Raw genomic sequence first — 15204 nt, 5'->3', positions numbered from 1 at the left:
TGGCTCGCTCTTCTCCTATATAACAGCTCTCAATGGTATTTGTTCATTATATCTTAACTAAAATTCAGTACTTTGCTTTAGGATGTGAAATTGATTTGTGAATTGTTCTCCTCTATCTTCATAATTTTTGAAGAGATCGAAGCTAGCACAGGCAGGGGATAGCAGTACTACGTCGCCTTCTTCGAGGTCCAGTTGCAGTATCTGTCGGTAGGCTTCATCCATGCTGAGAGCATCCATAGTAGGTATTTCTAATGGGTCAAATGTGGCATGAAGCTTTTTGCTATCCTTCGTTAGATAGATCAGTCCTTTGCACTTACTCTTTACCAAGTCAAATATCTCCGAGTAGTCGTTCCCCTTGTCCGTCCCCCCAATCAGTAAGATGGTCTTCATTTCTGGCATGGCACTAAGTGCATGCATCGTAGCATCTAGGTTTGTGCCCTTAGAGTCATTAATAAAGGTTATGCCCTTCCATGCTCCGATATGCTCCATACGATGTTGTATGCCATGAAAGCTTTGGAGTGCCTCTAGCACCTTGTGATTACTGAGGTCTATCCCGAATGCTTGCAAGGCCAGGCAAGCCGCCATCACATTCTGAGCATTGTGGTCACCTTTTAATTGAAGTGTGCTAAAGTCTATATCTGTCCCACTTTTGAAATGGATGATTTTTCCATCGAAGTAAGCCTCTGTATCTTCATCTTTAGTAGAAAAGTAGAGCTTCTGAGCTTTTACCTCAGGCATTCTTTTTTCTAACTCGATGGTCATAGGATCATCTGCGTTTAATATCGCATAGTCATTAGCTGTTTGATTTTGAAATATTCGCCCTTTTGCATCTGCATAGTTCTCTATCTTGTAACCATATCTATCCAGGTGGTCCGGTGTGATGTTTAGCAAAAGAGCTATATGGATTCTGGTCTGATACATGTGGTCAAGCTGGAAGCTACTCAGCTCTATGACGGGCTGTTTATTAGGTTCTTCCAGAGCAACTCTAGCTAATGAGTAACCAATGTTTCCGCTCGCAATTGAGGGGATACCCACTTGTTGTAGTAGATGATTGATAAGCGACGTTGTGGTTGTTTTACCATTACTACCAGTGACAGCAATCAATTCATTTTGTATGTAGGGAGCTGCAAATTCAATCTCCGAAATAATCTTAGCTCCTACCTCAATACACTTCTTTATCACAGGAGCTGTATCAGGTATTCCTGGACTTTTGACAATAATGGATGTCTCTGATAGAGTGGGGAGCGTATGCCCTCCTTCTTCGTAAGGAATATTATGCTTGGAGAGCAGCTTTTTATTATGGTCTGATATCGTGCCATAGTCAGATACGAATACCGCATGGCCCTCATGCTTTGCAAGTAGAGCTGATGATATACCACTCTCACCAGCTCCAAGTATAATGATTTGCATAATGCTTTTTATCTAAGTTTTAGAGTAACAATCGTTAGGACAGCCAATAGGATACTTACTAGCCAAAAACGAACAGTGATCTTCGCTTCAGCTACAGGCCTAGTCGGTCTCTGTATAAGAGCATCTACAGTGCCAGCAGGTTTCTGAAAATGGTGGTGTAGCGGTGTCATCTTAAAGACCCTTTTACCCTCTCCACTTTTTCGTTTGGTATGCTTAAAGTAGGTCGTCTGAATGATAACAGATAGTGCCTCGACAAGGAAAACACCACAGAGTATCGGTAGGAGTAATTCTTTGCGAATAATGATGGCAAAGACAGCTATGATACCACCAATAGTTAGGCTACCAGTATCTCCCATAAATACCTGTGCTGGATAGGAGTTGTACCAAAGGAAGCCGACTGTTGCTCCTATGAATGCAGCGGCGAAAATTACCAGTTCCTCAGCCCCAGGTATAAACATAATATTCAGGTAAGAGGCAAACCCTATATGCGAACTCGTGTAGGCAAGTATCCCTAGAGCTACCCCAATAATAGCAGATGTCCCCGTCGCTAATCCATCCAGTCCATCCGTGAGGTTTGCTCCATTAGACACAGCCATGACGATAAAGACGAATAGCAGAGTGACAAAGATAAGCGTGAATGCTTCAGAATTCTGTTTCAGTCCTATAGCTTTCGCGATATTAGCATAGTCTAAGTTGTTGTTTTTTACAAAAGGTATTGTTGTCTTAGTACTTTTTGTCTCTACGTTATCATAATTCACCCACCGTTGGTTTTCGACCGTCATCACCTCAGCGTTCTCTTTGATGACCACTGCCGGACTAGTCAGTAGGACTATCGATACCAATACCCCCAGTCCCAGTTGGGCAATAAGCTTATACTTGCCATGGATGCCATCTTTATTTTTCTTGAATACCTTTACGTAATCATCAGCAAATCCTAAAGCACCTAACCACAGCGTGGTAATCAGCATAAGGATGATGTAAATGTTATTCAATTTGTTGAAGAGAAGTACAGGTATAATCAAAGAGAGTATGATGATAATTCCTCCCATCGTTGGTGTCCCGACCTTAGCCATCTGTCCTTCGATATCCAATGGTCGGATAGCATCAGCCATCTGCTTCTTTCTTAGTATATCTATGATCTTACTTCCTATTATTGTTGCTATCAATAAACTAGTGATCAGAGCCAAAGCAGCTCTAGTCGTGATGTAAAGGAAAGCACCCATCCCGGGAACCCCGCTTTGGTGAAGGTATTCAAAAAGGTAGTAAAGCATATTTAGTGAAAAAATTAATATATATTTTTGTCGTTTTGTTAGGTGTTACCGTTCTGCTTCCATGATTGTCTCCACCTCTTCTCTATCACTAAAGTGGTGGCGTATGCCATCAATCTCCTGATAGGTCTCATGACCCTTGCCAGCTATGAGGATGATATCCTTAGGCATGGCCATGGTACAAGCTGTCCTGATCGCTTCTCTACGATTGCTGATCTGTAGGGTATGCAAGAGTTGTTGCTTATTTAGCCCCGTCACCATGTCAGCGATTATTTGCTCTGGATCTTCCTTCCGAGGGTTATCCGAGGTTAGTATGAGGATGTCAGATTGGTCTGCACTTATGCTTGCCATGATAGGACGCTTTCCGCTATCTCTATTTCCTCCAGCACCGACTACCGTGATGATCCTACCACCATGAGTCTTCTGTAGCTCTGTAAGAGTGGTTAGTACATTCTCTAGTGCATCTGGAGTATGTGCATAATCAATGACAGCGACATAACCTTTAGGAGAAGTTATCGTTTGGAATCTACCCTCTACAGGAGTTAAATTACTAAGGATCCTCAGTACCTCCTCATTGTTCGCTCCTAGGAGCAATGCAGCACCATAGACAGCTAATAGGTTATACGCATTGAAAGTTCCCACTAATCTGGTAAAGACCTCATGTTGGTTGAAGAGCATGTCGGTACCATCTAAGTGTCGTTCTAATATTTTTCCTTTAAAATCAGCTTCTCTTTTTAGTCCGTAGGTATGAATCTCCGCTTTAGTGTTTTGGACCATAACCTGCCCATTTTGCTCATCGATATTGGTTAGAGCAAAGGCTTCCTTAGGAAGTCCATCAAAGAACCCCTGCTTAGCATGCAAGTAATTCAGGAAAGTGCCATGATAATCTAAGTGGTCTCGCGTAAGATTGGTAAAGATACCACCTCTAAAGTAGCACCCTTGAATTCTGAATTGGTGTACTGCATGAGACGATACCTCCATAAAAGCATATTCGCAGCCAGCATCAACCATCTCAGCGAGGTATCTTTGTAGAGATAGAGCATCAGGCGTTGTCAGCTTACTAGGCCTTTCTAAGTCCTTAATCATTACACACACGGTTGAGATCAAACCTGAATCATAACCAAGAGATGTGAATAACTTGTAGAGGAGAGTGGCAATCGTCGTTTTTCCATTCGTTCCCGTAACGCCTACCAGTTTTAGCTTCTCAGATGGGTGGTCATAGAAGTTCGCCGCAACAGAACCTAATACCTGATCTGTATGCTCTACTCTTAGGTAGGTAACCCCCTCTACTCTATCATCAGGAACCTCCTCACATAAGATAGCTTTTGCTCCCAGTTTGATCGCCTGCGGTATGAACGAATGACCATCTGTTACGATACCCTTCAGAGCGACGAATAGTACACCTTCGTTCGCTTCTCTCGAATCACTAGTGATACGATTGATCTCAAGTTCGCTACTCCCTTGGATCAATTCGTGTGTGATTCCTTTCATCAATATATTTAGTTTCATACTTTTTCGTATTAAGTTGTTTATCTCAGTGTCAATGTTACTTCCTGTCCTCTGTAGATACGGCTACCTGCATTCAGGCTTTGATGCTTTACAGTCCCTCCTATACCCTTAACTCTAATTTGTAATCCAGAGCATTCTGCGAGGTAGATAGCATCCATCACGGACATTCCCACAAGGTCTGGCATAGAGTTTTCGATGAGTTGTGTCGCCGAAAACGTTTGCCCCACGTTATCATCTTCTTTCTTAACCCATTCACTCTTTTTGTCAATATGATTTACATCTACGCCTGTCAGCTTTAGACTCTGTTTAATAGCACGTCTATTCCCCGCAGCCACGTCTTGGTGAAAGCTTGCAAGAGAATCAGCCTGCACTGATTTCAGTGGTGTGGGCTTTTTATTCGCAACGATCTTTTCAGCAATCTCCTTAAGTACGCGTCCCGGTATTCCACTTGAATTGACATTTGGTCTGCCTACAGTGACTATACATGTGTATAGCGGGTCATTTGCAGGGAAGTAACCACAGAAGGTCACGTTGGCTCTCCCGCTATACCCCCCTTGCCCAGAGATAAGAGCGGTCCCTGTCTTTCCTGCAATTTCGATGTATGGGGAATTCAGTCCCTTTCCGGTACCTTCCGTAACAACACCCCTAAGCATTTTCTTGGCAATCTCAAGGGTTTTCTTGCTTAATATCTGTTTATTGATAACGGTTGGTTTTCTGCTGTATGCACGTTTGCCATGGTGATTACTTACCTCGTTGACTAGATACGGTTCCATCATTTCCCCATTATTGGCAATGGCATTGTAGAAGCGAAGCGTGTATATAGGAGGCATTTGGACTTCATATCCGAAGGAACTCCAAGGCATCGTGGAGTTAGACCACGTATCTACATCTTGCTTAAAACGAGGTTTAGCTGTTCCTGGTATCTCAAAGTTTATTTGGTCAAAGACGTTCATCTTATTGAGCTGATCCAGATAGTCCTGCCTACGATCCTGACCGAAGGCCTCAAGTACCGAGAGTGCTGTTCCGACATTGGAGGAGTTGTAAATCACTTCATACCTCGTGATCTTACCGTATCCCCCTCTGTGGGCGTTCCAGTCTCTTATCCTCAAGCCTCTCGCATATTGATAGATACCATTGCCTACATCTACGGTGTCATTAGGAGATATGCGACCTGTTTCCAGGGCTGCGACCATAGATATCGTCTTGAAAGTAGAGCCAGGTTCTATCAAGTCTGCTAGTGCATGGTTGGTTGATTCATAGTAGTATCCACTATGAGAGCGATCCAGATTGGAAAGGGCTTTGATGGCTCCGGTCTTGACCTCCATGACAATTGCTGTACCCCAGGCGGCATTAGATTCCTCAACCTCTTTTCTCAGAGCTTGCTCTGTGATGTCTTGGATATCCACATTTATGGTCGTATATACATCCATCCCATCGACTGCTGGGTATATCGGCACTCGCTCAAAACGAGGTGGTACTCGTACCATCCTATCTAATCCAGGCCTGCCACAGAGGAGCGAGTCAAACCTTAGTTCCAGTCCACTATTACCGTGAGTAATGCCCACGCTATCAGGGTCTGTCTGTAGTCCACCCACGGTCCTGCTCGCAAGGTTATCATAAGGTCGTACTCTCCTTATGTACTGTACCGTATAGAACCCAGTAGTATTCGCTCCACGATTGCGGAGATATTTACTCTGTTTGATCTTATTGAGCTCGATATGAGTGATCTCTCTATTGATGATCCTAGTGGCTCTGTTTTTTTGTTTGTAGCCATTCATCAGGACATTTTTGTAGCTTGCAGCTGAGCGGTCATTTAGCACAGATGAGAGACAAATAGCAAATGAATCGACGTCAGCGAGGAAGATAGAGTCTGAATGCCCTCTGGATGAAGTGAAGCCACCGGCCTGAAAATCAATACGAGCCTCATACCGGGGTACGGAGATAGCCAATGGAATGCCCTCATCAGAGTATATGTTTCCTCTGATGGGACTAGATATCTTTGGTCCAGGGAATTGGTGCTTTGCTATCTCTTTCCACTTAGGAGCATCGATCGTTGCCGTTTTGATGAACCTGAATATGGCTGCGATGCTCAGCAGAATAAAAACGCTACCAATAATGATATAAGCAGTCCAGCCTTTATTTATCCTCTTTTCTCGGGCCTTTCTTGCTTTTTCGTCGATACGATTCCTATCACTCATTTATTGTACTCTTTCTTTGGATGCTACTTTATAAGGATTGGTGAGGTCTTAGATATCTCTATATTGATATCTTCTGCCTCTAATCGTGCCTCTATCGTTGAGAGTCTTCTGCTATTCATCAGCTCTGTACTGATAGTCATTTCTTCGATTCTTAGCTCCGTCAGCTCTCTGTTCAGATTAGATAGCTGTCTTACCTTAAACATCCCTAGGTAATTTATATAAATAATAGCAATGACTAATAGAGCCGTCGCCATAACCCATCGTAGAGACTTATTATTGAGCTTATCTTCAATACGACGCCCCTCTACAGCATCCCAAAACTTGGCCACTGTTTCGCGAGTGTTGACTTGTCCTCCTTGTTGGGGGGCAACGGGTGTTTCTTTTTTGAATAAAGCCATGGGTAGTGATAGTTATAACAGACATCTACTATTTCACAAAAATAACCCTTTTTTATGACATAGCCGAACGTTTTAGGATCATTAAAACGTTAGATGATTATTTGAAAAAATGGCATGAATATAGAGGTCTAAGTGATGCTACTATGACGGAGTATATGATGTTAAACATCTGCGTTCAGTCTGGCATGTGGGTTATGCTGCATCATTTTTGTTTAGCTAGTTACGCCCTCAGTCATATGGAGTTATATTTGATTCATCGCTCAACTCATCTCTCTATGAGACTGTTAGTAAATTTGCGAGTAAAGCACTACATACACCTCATAAAGATATAGTAGGGTTATTCTCTTAGACGTATCAAGTAGCTCTATATAACTAGCAGATACTTTATCATTATAAAATATCTGCTAAGTCTAGAAAAAATCCCATCGTTAGGTGTGATTTTTTTCTCAATATCGTCTGCTTCTTTATCTGAAGTGAGTTTATTGCGTATATGAATTAAAAAAGCAATTATATGTTCAGCATTAACTTCACCTCATTATCCATGTCTGGAACAGCTATCTTATGAAAGCGGCTAAATGTGGGACTTAGAATAACGAGATACATCTTATCCACATGGATGTCATATTTTGACTTTAGTATATAGCGATATAAGTTTTGCTGAAGTGAAGCGTGTATGAAAGGGGTGTCAGCCAAGTGGCTAAGCGAGCCTTTACCGCTTTGGTGGAAGTTGCGGTTGTTAGGATAAAAGGCGGTGCCATACTCGCGTCCCATTCGCCTAGATCGCTTCCAGTCATATATCGTAAATGATCCATTAGGCTCCTGAACAAGGAGGTCAAGCGTCCCCGCTAGCCATAGATCTTCATCATAAATCATCCACTCCGTACGATAGGGAATAGGGCGGTGTTCAGTGACGAAATCCTCAAAGTAATGTAGCTCCTTTTCGATACTATAGTTACTCTGAATACCATTGTCATGAACTAGAGCCATCTCTTTCTGTGCTTCTTGTCCCAAAAAGAAATTCTCTATCTGCGTGTGCATGAAAGTGCCAAGATTACGTGCTACGAACCCTTTTTGATCTTGCTCGCTGATCCGTTTTTGGACCTCCTCTTGTGTCAAGGATGTGTCCTTCTTAATCCAGAAATATGGATCATACTCTTCAAAAAAAGATGATATAAAACTGGTGACGGAGGTTAATGGCTTTTCACTATCCAAGTGTGTATATGTGTGCGAATCAGGATCAAAGGAGAGGTTCGCATCTCTTTCATAAGCATGCTGTTGATTAAAATCTCTCCCAAGTGGTTGGTGTGTCATAATTATTTGGGTATAAAGTCAATATTTACCCACTCCCCTAGTTTATTGACGCATTTATTCTTCGGTTTCTTCCTCTTCTACGGGTTCATCCCTTAGAAGGTATGGTCTAGAAAAGCTTTGCTTTAAGGATATTAGAGTCTCTGTAGATCGGACACCAGTAATGCCCTGAATCTGACCATTTAGTATCTGCATTAAGTGGTCATTATCTCTAGCATATAGCTTTATCAACATATTGTAAGGACCTGTGGTAAAGTTACACTCTACAATCTCTTGGATCCTATCGAGTTCGGAACATACACTTTCGTATAGTGACCCTTTTTCAAGTACTATTCCGATGTATGAGCAGGTCTTCATCCCCAGCATCCCATAATCTACCTGGTAGCCGCTACCTTGGATGATTTTCTTGCCGCTCATTCGTTGGATCCGTTGGTGGATTGCTGCTCTAGAAAGTCCGCAGTGATTGGCTATCTCTTGAAATGGGACACGAGCATCTAGGATGAGCATATTTAGGATTTTAATATCTATGTCGTCAACTTTTTTCATTACCGATAATCTCTAATATGGTTAGTAAATAAAATCTCTTACAAAGGTAACAAAAAGTTAGCATTCTGACGATGGAATTTTTGTATCTCGTGCTGCTTTCTTATACTTTACTGTTTTTTGTAATAAAAATAGAATAAAATAGAGGTATATGCCTAGATGTGTATTACATTTTACCTGCATTTGAAACTAGCATTTGTATAGTGCTGTTATAGAAATATACTTTAGCCGTGCTAATAAAAAGTGTTTCTTAATACGAGTTTGAGTTGAGAGTAAGTATTATGAGGGCGATCGTAATCTGTAATCGATTTTAGTAAGATCTATATGATGTATGGGTTATTGTAGAAAAATTGAATACTGATAACAAAATGGTAGGCTTTTTGGAGTGAGATGGCTTAGGGAAGAGTGAAAAATCTTTGTATTGGAAACAGTTCCTCTTCCTATAGGATAAAAATATTTTTCCTATGAGAAGCCTTTTTCTTTCATATAACTAAATATCCTCTTGCCTATAACTCTCTAGATGGCTGGTTGTATTATCGATAAATGATAGCTTTTATGGCTTTGTATCAGAGAGTTATGTCTTGTGTTGATGATGTGTGATACATCCTTGGTTTGGTTGTCGGATATAGCTTACGAATGGTCAAGAGGATAGATACTGTCCCCAAAAAGTGTGTAAGTCCCAAGAATGTTATCTTTGAAAAGTTAAAAACAAAAGATAAACAAGAAGATGAGACTTACACAAATGCAATTTAAGGAAATTCTATCAAACGTGATGACAGAGCCAAATGGAGTTGGCCGTTTAATGGAGTTAATCATCGAAATAGCGATGCAAGGGGAGAGGGAACTGTATAAAGAAGATAGTGGCGATGTGAGCAATGGATACCGCTCCCGTCGCATCTTTGCGAGTGGTAATATGCTAGAATTACGAGTACCCCGAACTCGACAGCAGGGCTTCATGCCCTTGATTTTAGGCGTTCTCAAAGATCAAGAGAAAGAGATGGGAGAACTAGCAGGTTATCTATATAGCTGCGGTAATACGATGGAGGATATCTCTGGAGTATTCGAGCGTTTGTATGGTAAACGTTATAGTACGAGTCAAATCAATCGTCTCTCCTTATCGACCCAAGAAGCAGTAGAAGAGTGGCGTCAAAGACGTCTACCGAGGACTTTAGAGGCACTTGTTATCGATGCTACATATCTTCCTGTACGGAGAGGAGAAAGTGTGAGCAAGGAGGCATTTTTTGTAGTGATGAGTTTAGATAGCGAAGGACGTCGAGACATCGTGGGTGTCTATAATAATCCAACAGAGGGAAGCGGCATCTGGGGCGAGTTTTTTGAGGATCTAAAAAGCCGAGGATTAGAGGAGGTGGGATTGATTATTTCAGATGGTCTGAATAACATTGAAGAGGTTGCTCGAGAGCACTTTACAGAAGTAGACGTACAGCTTTGTACCGTTCATTTACAGCGAGAAATAACTCGAAAGATACGCCCTCGAGATAAGTCAGCCATCGCAAGTGATCTACAGGAGGTCTTTAGTAAAGACGGCTCAAGAAGCTCACCTTTAGATGGCCTAGAGAGCTTTAAAAACTTTGCGTTCAGATGGCGTAAGAGCTATCCTTTTCTCACAAAAATAGCTAACGGTCAGAGGATAGAGTATTACTTCACATACCTAAAATACGACGTCAGTGTTCGCAAGTACATTCATAGTACTAACTGGATAGAACGCTTCAATAGACAGGTAAAGAAAGGGGCTCGATATAAATGTGCATTACCTAGCGTAGAATCCGCTCTACACTTGATAGGTAGTATTGCAATCAATGCAACCTATCTGAAGAAAAGAATAGGAGATCTAACTCTTGGACTTAGGAAGAACAATGAAAAGTAAATAACAACAATGTGCTTTATTTTCCAACACAAAGATATCAACCTAAAAGAATACGGCAAGGCGGTGTCTCCGCGGTGCTACGACAGCCTTGCCTTAATTCTTTATTGGTCTATCTTTAATGTTTATGGAAAACAAAGCGAAAAAATATGTAGGTTTGCTTTTCAGAGACGCATTCTGCTGTACACACTTTTTGGGATACTACCAGAGGATATTAAAAAGCATCTTCTGAGTGATTTTCATGAAATGATACTCACTGAATGCGTGTACGTGATTAACAAAGCCCCATTGGTATATTTACAGTAACTCCCCCTTGTCTGTGATGAGTAGTATGGTTAGATCCCCATCTGGTAGGAGGGGTGCGGTTACATCGTAACAGTGGGCTTTTATTAATTGATAAAAGTCATGTTGGGTGTCCGGAATGATTTCCCATAGCTCACGTGCTAAGTTAAGTTGGTCTATCTTCTCTAAAACGGTGTCAGGACATGAGGCAGCTTTGGCAATAGATTTGATGAATTCTTTATTCATCGTAGATTTTTTGCTGTGCGTGTCTAGAATGCCTTCTGCTAATTTCACGGCCTTCCCGAGCATGATGCCTAGAGTGACCTTTTTTATTCCCTCCTCATTAGCAACATTTAGTGACTCCCCGATGAAGTTGCCATATTGGACAAAGGCTTGGGAGGCGAGGTCGGGGTATAGATCCTTGAGGTATTTTTCACTTTTTGCACCTGAGTTTAGTACGAGTCGCTGGACGTTTAGTGCCTTAGCGACCTGAACTTCACGGCGGATAGAATTAACAAAGGCTTCGCTGGAGAAGGGGCGAATAATCCCAGAGGTGCCAACAATCGAGATACCTCCAACAATTCCTAACTTGGGGTTGAAGGTCTTTTTTGCCAATTCTTCCCCTTTTGGGACAGAGATAGTTATATCTATACCACATGATGGGGACTCTCCATATTCTTCTAAGACCTCTTGAACGGCATGGGTCATCATCGCCCTCGGTGTTTTATTTATCGCTGGTCCTCCGATTTCTAGGCCTAATCCTGGTAGTGTTACTTTTCCGACACCTATGCCTTGGAGGAAACGGACCTCTTGGTGAGCAGGGTTGAGCCTGACGTTAGAGCAAATCTCAGCTTGGTGTGTGACGTCTGGGTCATCTCCAGAGTATTTAATGACGGTGGATGTTACGCTCCCATTATCTTCCGTTTCGGTCTTTTCTATCTTGATGTAGTAGGGCTCTCCGTCTGGTAATTCTATCTCCACTTCATCAATAGAGGAGCCAGAGAGTAATTGGGTGATGGCCGCTTTGGTTGCAGCTGTTGCACAGCTTCCTGTAGTGTATCCTGTTTTGAGCTGATAGAAATCGGGTATGATGAGCTCTATCTGTCTTCGTAGTCCGTGCCTCCCATATACCGTTGCGGTAGCGGAGTAGGGAAGAGGTGGTCGTCGTATGACCAGTACAGGGATGCCCATGGAGGTGGCTGTCGTAACCTTTTCCGTGAATCCGCCAGTCTCACCACTCTCTTTTGTTAGGATGGCTTGTGGCTTCAATCGAGCGAAGAGAGCCTTGTCGTCTTGTTCGTCGTCATAGAAGATAATTTGCTCAAGAGGGAATCTATTTCGATGTACAATCGCCAGAGATTCTTCCCGCTTCATGATCCGAAAGTAAGTGGGGTATTTCTGCCAGTAGTCCTTGAGTTTAGCAATGGTATTAACTCCAGATAGAGCCAGAAGAGAGGTTATCCCCTGTTCTTCCATATAGTGGATGGCCCCATCGTAGTCATCAAACCAATTCAGCCCTTTTGGAGGCTTTGGAAACTGTCGTTCTAGTCGTATAACTGGAATTTGAAGGGCAGAAGCTGTCTTGCCAATGTTACTGTGGACATTCTGGGCAAATGGATGAGCAGCATCAATAATTAAGATAATATGATGAGTCCGACAAAATTCGGGCATGCCTATCTCATCTAGGCCGCCCGTAATCCTTTCTCCATGAACGCTTTCAACCTCTTGAGAGCTATTTTTAGTAGAGTAGAAGAAGCGTCTGCCAGATTCATCGCATACTTTTACTGCAACTCTTCCCTCTGTCGTACCGCCAATGATTAGGATGGTACCAGTTAGTTCTTCTACCTCTTTCTTCATTATTTAGTCCTTATTCTTAATGATAAGAATAGAGAAGTATGGTATTTCTCTTGCTGCAATCTCATCACGGTCTGCCGTATAGTACTCTCTATCAGGTAGGCCAACGTTCTCAAAATAATGAAATTCAGCCTCTGGTATAGTCTTGATAGCTTCCTTGACAGCCTCCTTATTCTGAGATAGCTTCATGACTACCATGGAGCGGTTCTTTCGGAGCCCCTCCCTAATATTCTCTACCGTAAGATCTGTTGTCAGCACCATGAGTGTCTCCTCTTGCTTCACAACGTGGATGCCAGCTCTAGCTCCGCAAGCAATGAATGCTGGTACACCAGGAACGACTGCCAATGAGATTTCTGAGTCAGCATTGATGATGTCTGTGATGTATCGAGCTGTTGAGTAAAATCCAGAGTCGCCCTCAGCTACGATGGCTACATGCTTACCTTGTCTTGCCTTAATGAGCATTTCTTGTGCTACAGCCTCGTACTCTTTTTTGGCAATAGAGCGGTCTTTGCTCATCGTGATTTGGAATGGGACAATCTTTTCCTCCTCAATTCCTAGTTCTTGTAGAATCTGATTGGAGCGAGAGGCTACCTTGGTTCCTGGGCAATATATTAAGTCCGCCGCTTGTAGGGCACGTAATCCCTTGATTGTAATAAGTTCCGCTTCTCCTGGTCCTAGAGATACACAGGTGATAACTGGAGCTGAATGATTGGTATGAGTATCCATATATTATTTTCTGAAAATGTGTTTAAAGTCATCCGAATACAGGTGTGATAGCCCTTGACGATTGTCGATAGCATCGCCTACTACAATCATGGTGGTTAGGGTGAGGTTATTATCTTTCACAATCTTAGCAAGGTCTTTCAACTGACCTCTGAATATCTTTTCGTCCTTCCATGTCAGTTTGTAACATGCTGCTACAGGTGTTGTTGGTGGGTAGTGGACGAGGAGATCTTTCTGCACCTTATCTACGATAGATGCACTTAGGAAGATACACATGGTGCTCTGAGAGCGAGCCAGTAGGTGCAACTTCTCTAATTTTGGCATAGGGGTACGTCCTTCACCTCTAGTGAGGATGATGGTCTGTACCTTTTCTGGAATCGTAAATTGTGAACGTAGGGCCGCGGCGGCTGCTTGGAATGAGGAGATTCCTGGTGTGATATGGTAGGACATATTATGAGTATCGAAGAGAGCCATCTGTTCTTGAATAGCTCCATAGATACATGGGTCTCCTGTATGTAGCCTTACAATCAATTTTCCTTGGTCATAAAAGTACTTCATGATCTCGAACTGCTCCTCAAGTGCCATATCAGCCGAGCTACGAACAGTTGCACCAGGTTTGGCATAATGGGTGAGCTCAATCGGTACTAAGCTACCAGCATATAAGATGAGGTCAGCACGCTCTAAGAAATACTTACCCTTAACGGAAACGAGCTCAGGATCTCCTGGCCCTGCCCCCACGATCTCAATATGTCCGCTTCTGATAGCTGAGCGAGCGTAAGCTACTGCAAAGGTGAAGTTATTGCCTTCGCTGAGGACCCCTTTCTGCTTCTCCACAATTAAAGCCCCTAGCCCTGATGCCCTTATGGCTGCAGCTTCGGATACGCTAGCAGAGCCTGTGGTGTCTTCCACTTTCTGTGAAGGATTGGGCACCTGTATCATATCTAGTTCCTCTGAGGTGTAAATATGTGCAGGAGCATTAAAATAGGTGGAAAGCTCTTTTAGTAGAGGCTCATCTTTTTTGAGCTCAATGGTAGAAATAGATGCGATGGACTCTTTTGCTAATCTCAGCTTCTGTAACTGGCGATCGATATAAGTAGCAATTCCCCTCGGCTCACACATCTTGCGACAACCAATGCCCATATGTAGTACAGCTGGGTGGAAGTAGATAACAGGGATGGGGTAGTTATTGTATAGAAATGGGGTAACCGTAATGAGGAGCTCGAATTTAGAAAAATCTATTTCCTTGATATCCGAAACTATTGTCACATGTTCTGGTTTTGTCCTCTCTAGATACTTTGTGCCTTCGTCGTGTATGTCAAAGAGTAAAGCAGTGGGCTTTTTATTCACGAAGAGGGTCAATGGCTGATTAAAGTTCTCAGCGGTCGTTGAGGTGCGCCACCCAAATTTCTGACCTATCGTATCCAAAGCCCATAACCCACTCGTGTCACTTTGTGTAGTGATCACTTCCTGTGCTCCGATGATCCGAGCCACTCTGGTAGTAAGGTCGTTGGCACCTCCCACATGTCCTGAAAGCACAGATATCGCATGCTGTCCATTACTATCAATATTGATGACGGCAGGGTCATGATGCTTGTCTGTGACATGTGGAGCTATACTTCTGATACATATCCCCATAGCACCGATGAAGATAAGAGCATCTACTTTTGGAAAAAGCTCTGCTACGGCATCAGAGATGGAGCTTATTTGCTGTGTCCCCTCTATTAGGTTCTTGGAGTAGATCTCCACCTCTGGGAGCTCTCTCTGTATGGTCCTTGCTAACTGAATAGCTGATTCCGAAACGAGGATTAGGGCAATAGGTGAGTTCATTA

11 protein-coding genes are annotated in these 15204 nt (G+C 42.7%); 1 reads left to right on the top strand and 10 read right to left on the bottom strand.

What is annotated here, in order from left to right; translation table 11 throughout:
- Positions 1-57: 57 nt before the first annotated feature.
- The 7 genes from murD to QYZ87_07010 all read right to left on the bottom strand — a co-directional run bounded on the left by murD (position 58) and on the right by QYZ87_07010 (position 8637).
- Complete coding sequence (gene murD, locus QYZ87_07040; protein ID MDN4754282.1) at positions 58-1413, bottom strand: UDP-N-acetylmuramoyl-L-alanine--D-glutamate ligase; 1356 nt, start codon at positions 1411-1413, stop codon at positions 58-60.
- 5 nt (positions 1414-1418) lie between these two features.
- Positions 1419-2681 (bottom strand): phospho-N-acetylmuramoyl-pentapeptide-transferase, encoded by a 1263-nt coding sequence (gene mraY / locus QYZ87_07035; protein MDN4754281.1) that lies wholly within the window; start codon positions 2679-2681, stop codon positions 1419-1421.
- Between the two features lie 45 nt (positions 2682-2726).
- The gene (locus QYZ87_07030; GenBank protein MDN4754280.1) at positions 2727-4187 is read right to left on the bottom strand and encodes a UDP-N-acetylmuramoyl-L-alanyl-D-glutamate--2,6-diaminopimelate ligase; all 1461 of its coding nucleotides are present in this window, start codon (positions 4185-4187) and stop codon (positions 2727-2729) included.
- 20 nt (positions 4188-4207) lie between these two features.
- A complete protein-coding gene (locus QYZ87_07025; protein MDN4754279.1) occupies positions 4208-6385 on the bottom strand; it encodes a penicillin-binding protein in 2178 nt (725 codons plus the stop codon).
- A 23-nt stretch (positions 6386-6408) separates the two neighbouring features.
- The gene (locus QYZ87_07020; protein MDN4754278.1) at positions 6409-6783 is read right to left on the bottom strand and encodes an FtsL-like putative cell division protein; all 375 of its coding nucleotides are present in this window, start codon (positions 6781-6783) and stop codon (positions 6409-6411) included.
- Positions 6784-7290: 507 nt separating this feature from the next.
- Positions 7291-8094 (bottom strand): PD-(D/E)XK nuclease family protein, encoded by an 804-nt coding sequence (locus QYZ87_07015; protein ID MDN4754277.1) that lies wholly within the window; start codon positions 8092-8094, stop codon positions 7291-7293.
- A 54-nt stretch (positions 8095-8148) separates the two neighbouring features.
- A complete protein-coding gene (locus QYZ87_07010; GenBank protein MDN4754276.1) occupies positions 8149-8637 on the bottom strand; it encodes an Lrp/AsnC ligand binding domain-containing protein in 489 nt (162 codons plus the stop codon).
- Positions 8638-9376: 739 nt separating this feature from the next.
- Between QYZ87_07010 and QYZ87_07005 the strand changes: the two genes are divergently transcribed.
- A complete protein-coding gene (locus QYZ87_07005) occupies positions 9377-10519 on the top strand; it encodes an IS256 family transposase (protein ID MDN4754275.1) in 1143 nt (380 codons plus the stop codon).
- Between the two features lie 294 nt (positions 10520-10813).
- On the opposite strand, the gene cbiD is transcribed toward QYZ87_07005, so the two are convergent.
- Genes cbiD through cobM form a run of 3 tightly spaced genes read right to left on the bottom strand, consistent with a single transcriptional unit; the run spans position 10814 to position 15202 of the window.
- Positions 10814-12655, bottom strand: a complete 1842-nt coding sequence (gene cbiD / locus QYZ87_07000) for a cobalt-precorrin-5B (C(1))-methyltransferase CbiD (GenBank protein MDN4754274.1) — start codon at positions 12653-12655, stop codon at positions 10814-10816.
- Positions 12656-12658: 3 nt separating this feature from the next.
- Positions 12659-13378: a precorrin-2 C(20)-methyltransferase gene (gene cobI, locus QYZ87_06995; protein MDN4754273.1), complete on the bottom strand. Its 720-nt coding sequence runs from the start codon at positions 13376-13378 to the stop codon at positions 12659-12661.
- Between the two features lie 3 nt (positions 13379-13381).
- Complete coding sequence (gene cobM, locus QYZ87_06990; GenBank protein ID MDN4754272.1) at positions 13382-15202, bottom strand: precorrin-4 C(11)-methyltransferase; 1821 nt, start codon at positions 15200-15202, stop codon at positions 13382-13384.
- Positions 15203-15204: the final 2 nt, after the last annotated feature.

The organism is Porphyromonadaceae bacterium W3.11 (assembly GCA_030434245.1).
GTDB lineage: Bacteria > Bacteroidota > Bacteroidia > Bacteroidales > Porphyromonadaceae > Porphyromonas_A.
This window is presented reverse-complemented; position numbering and strand designations above follow the sequence as displayed.

What these genes read in the sequence shown, in the direction of transcription:
- QYZ87_07015 (MDN4754277.1), bottom strand. Translation starts at nt 8,094, where the DNA reads ATGACACACCAACCACTTGGGAGAGATTTTAATCAACAGCATGCTTAT.
- QYZ87_07005 (MDN4754275.1), top strand. Translation starts at nt 9,377, where the DNA reads ATGCAATTTAAGGAAATTCTATCAAACGTGATGACAGAGCCAAATGGA.
- cobM (MDN4754272.1), bottom strand. Translation starts at nt 15,202, where the DNA reads ATGAACTCACCTATTGCCCTAATCCTCGTTTCGGAATCAGCTATTCAG.
- QYZ87_07025 (MDN4754279.1), bottom strand. Translation starts at nt 6,385, where the DNA reads ATGAGTGATAGGAATCGTATCGACGAAAAAGCAAGAAAGGCCCGAGAA.
- QYZ87_07010 (MDN4754276.1), bottom strand. Translation starts at nt 8,637, where the DNA reads ATGAAAAAAGTTGACGACATAGATATTAAAATCCTAAATATGCTCATC.
- mraY (MDN4754281.1), bottom strand. Translation starts at nt 2,681, where the DNA reads ATGCTTTACTACCTTTTTGAATACCTTCACCAAAGCGGGGTTCCCGGG.
- cobI (MDN4754273.1), bottom strand. Translation starts at nt 13,378, where the DNA reads ATGGATACTCATACCAATCATTCAGCTCCAGTTATCACCTGTGTATCT.
- QYZ87_07030 (MDN4754280.1), bottom strand. Translation starts at nt 4,187, where the DNA reads ATGAAACTAAATATATTGATGAAAGGAATCACACACGAATTGATCCAA.
- QYZ87_07020 (MDN4754278.1), bottom strand. Translation starts at nt 6,783, where the DNA reads ATGGCTTTATTCAAAAAAGAAACACCCGTTGCCCCCCAACAAGGAGGA.
- cbiD (MDN4754274.1), bottom strand. Translation starts at nt 12,655, where the DNA reads ATGAAGAAAGAGGTAGAAGAACTAACTGGTACCATCCTAATCATTGGC.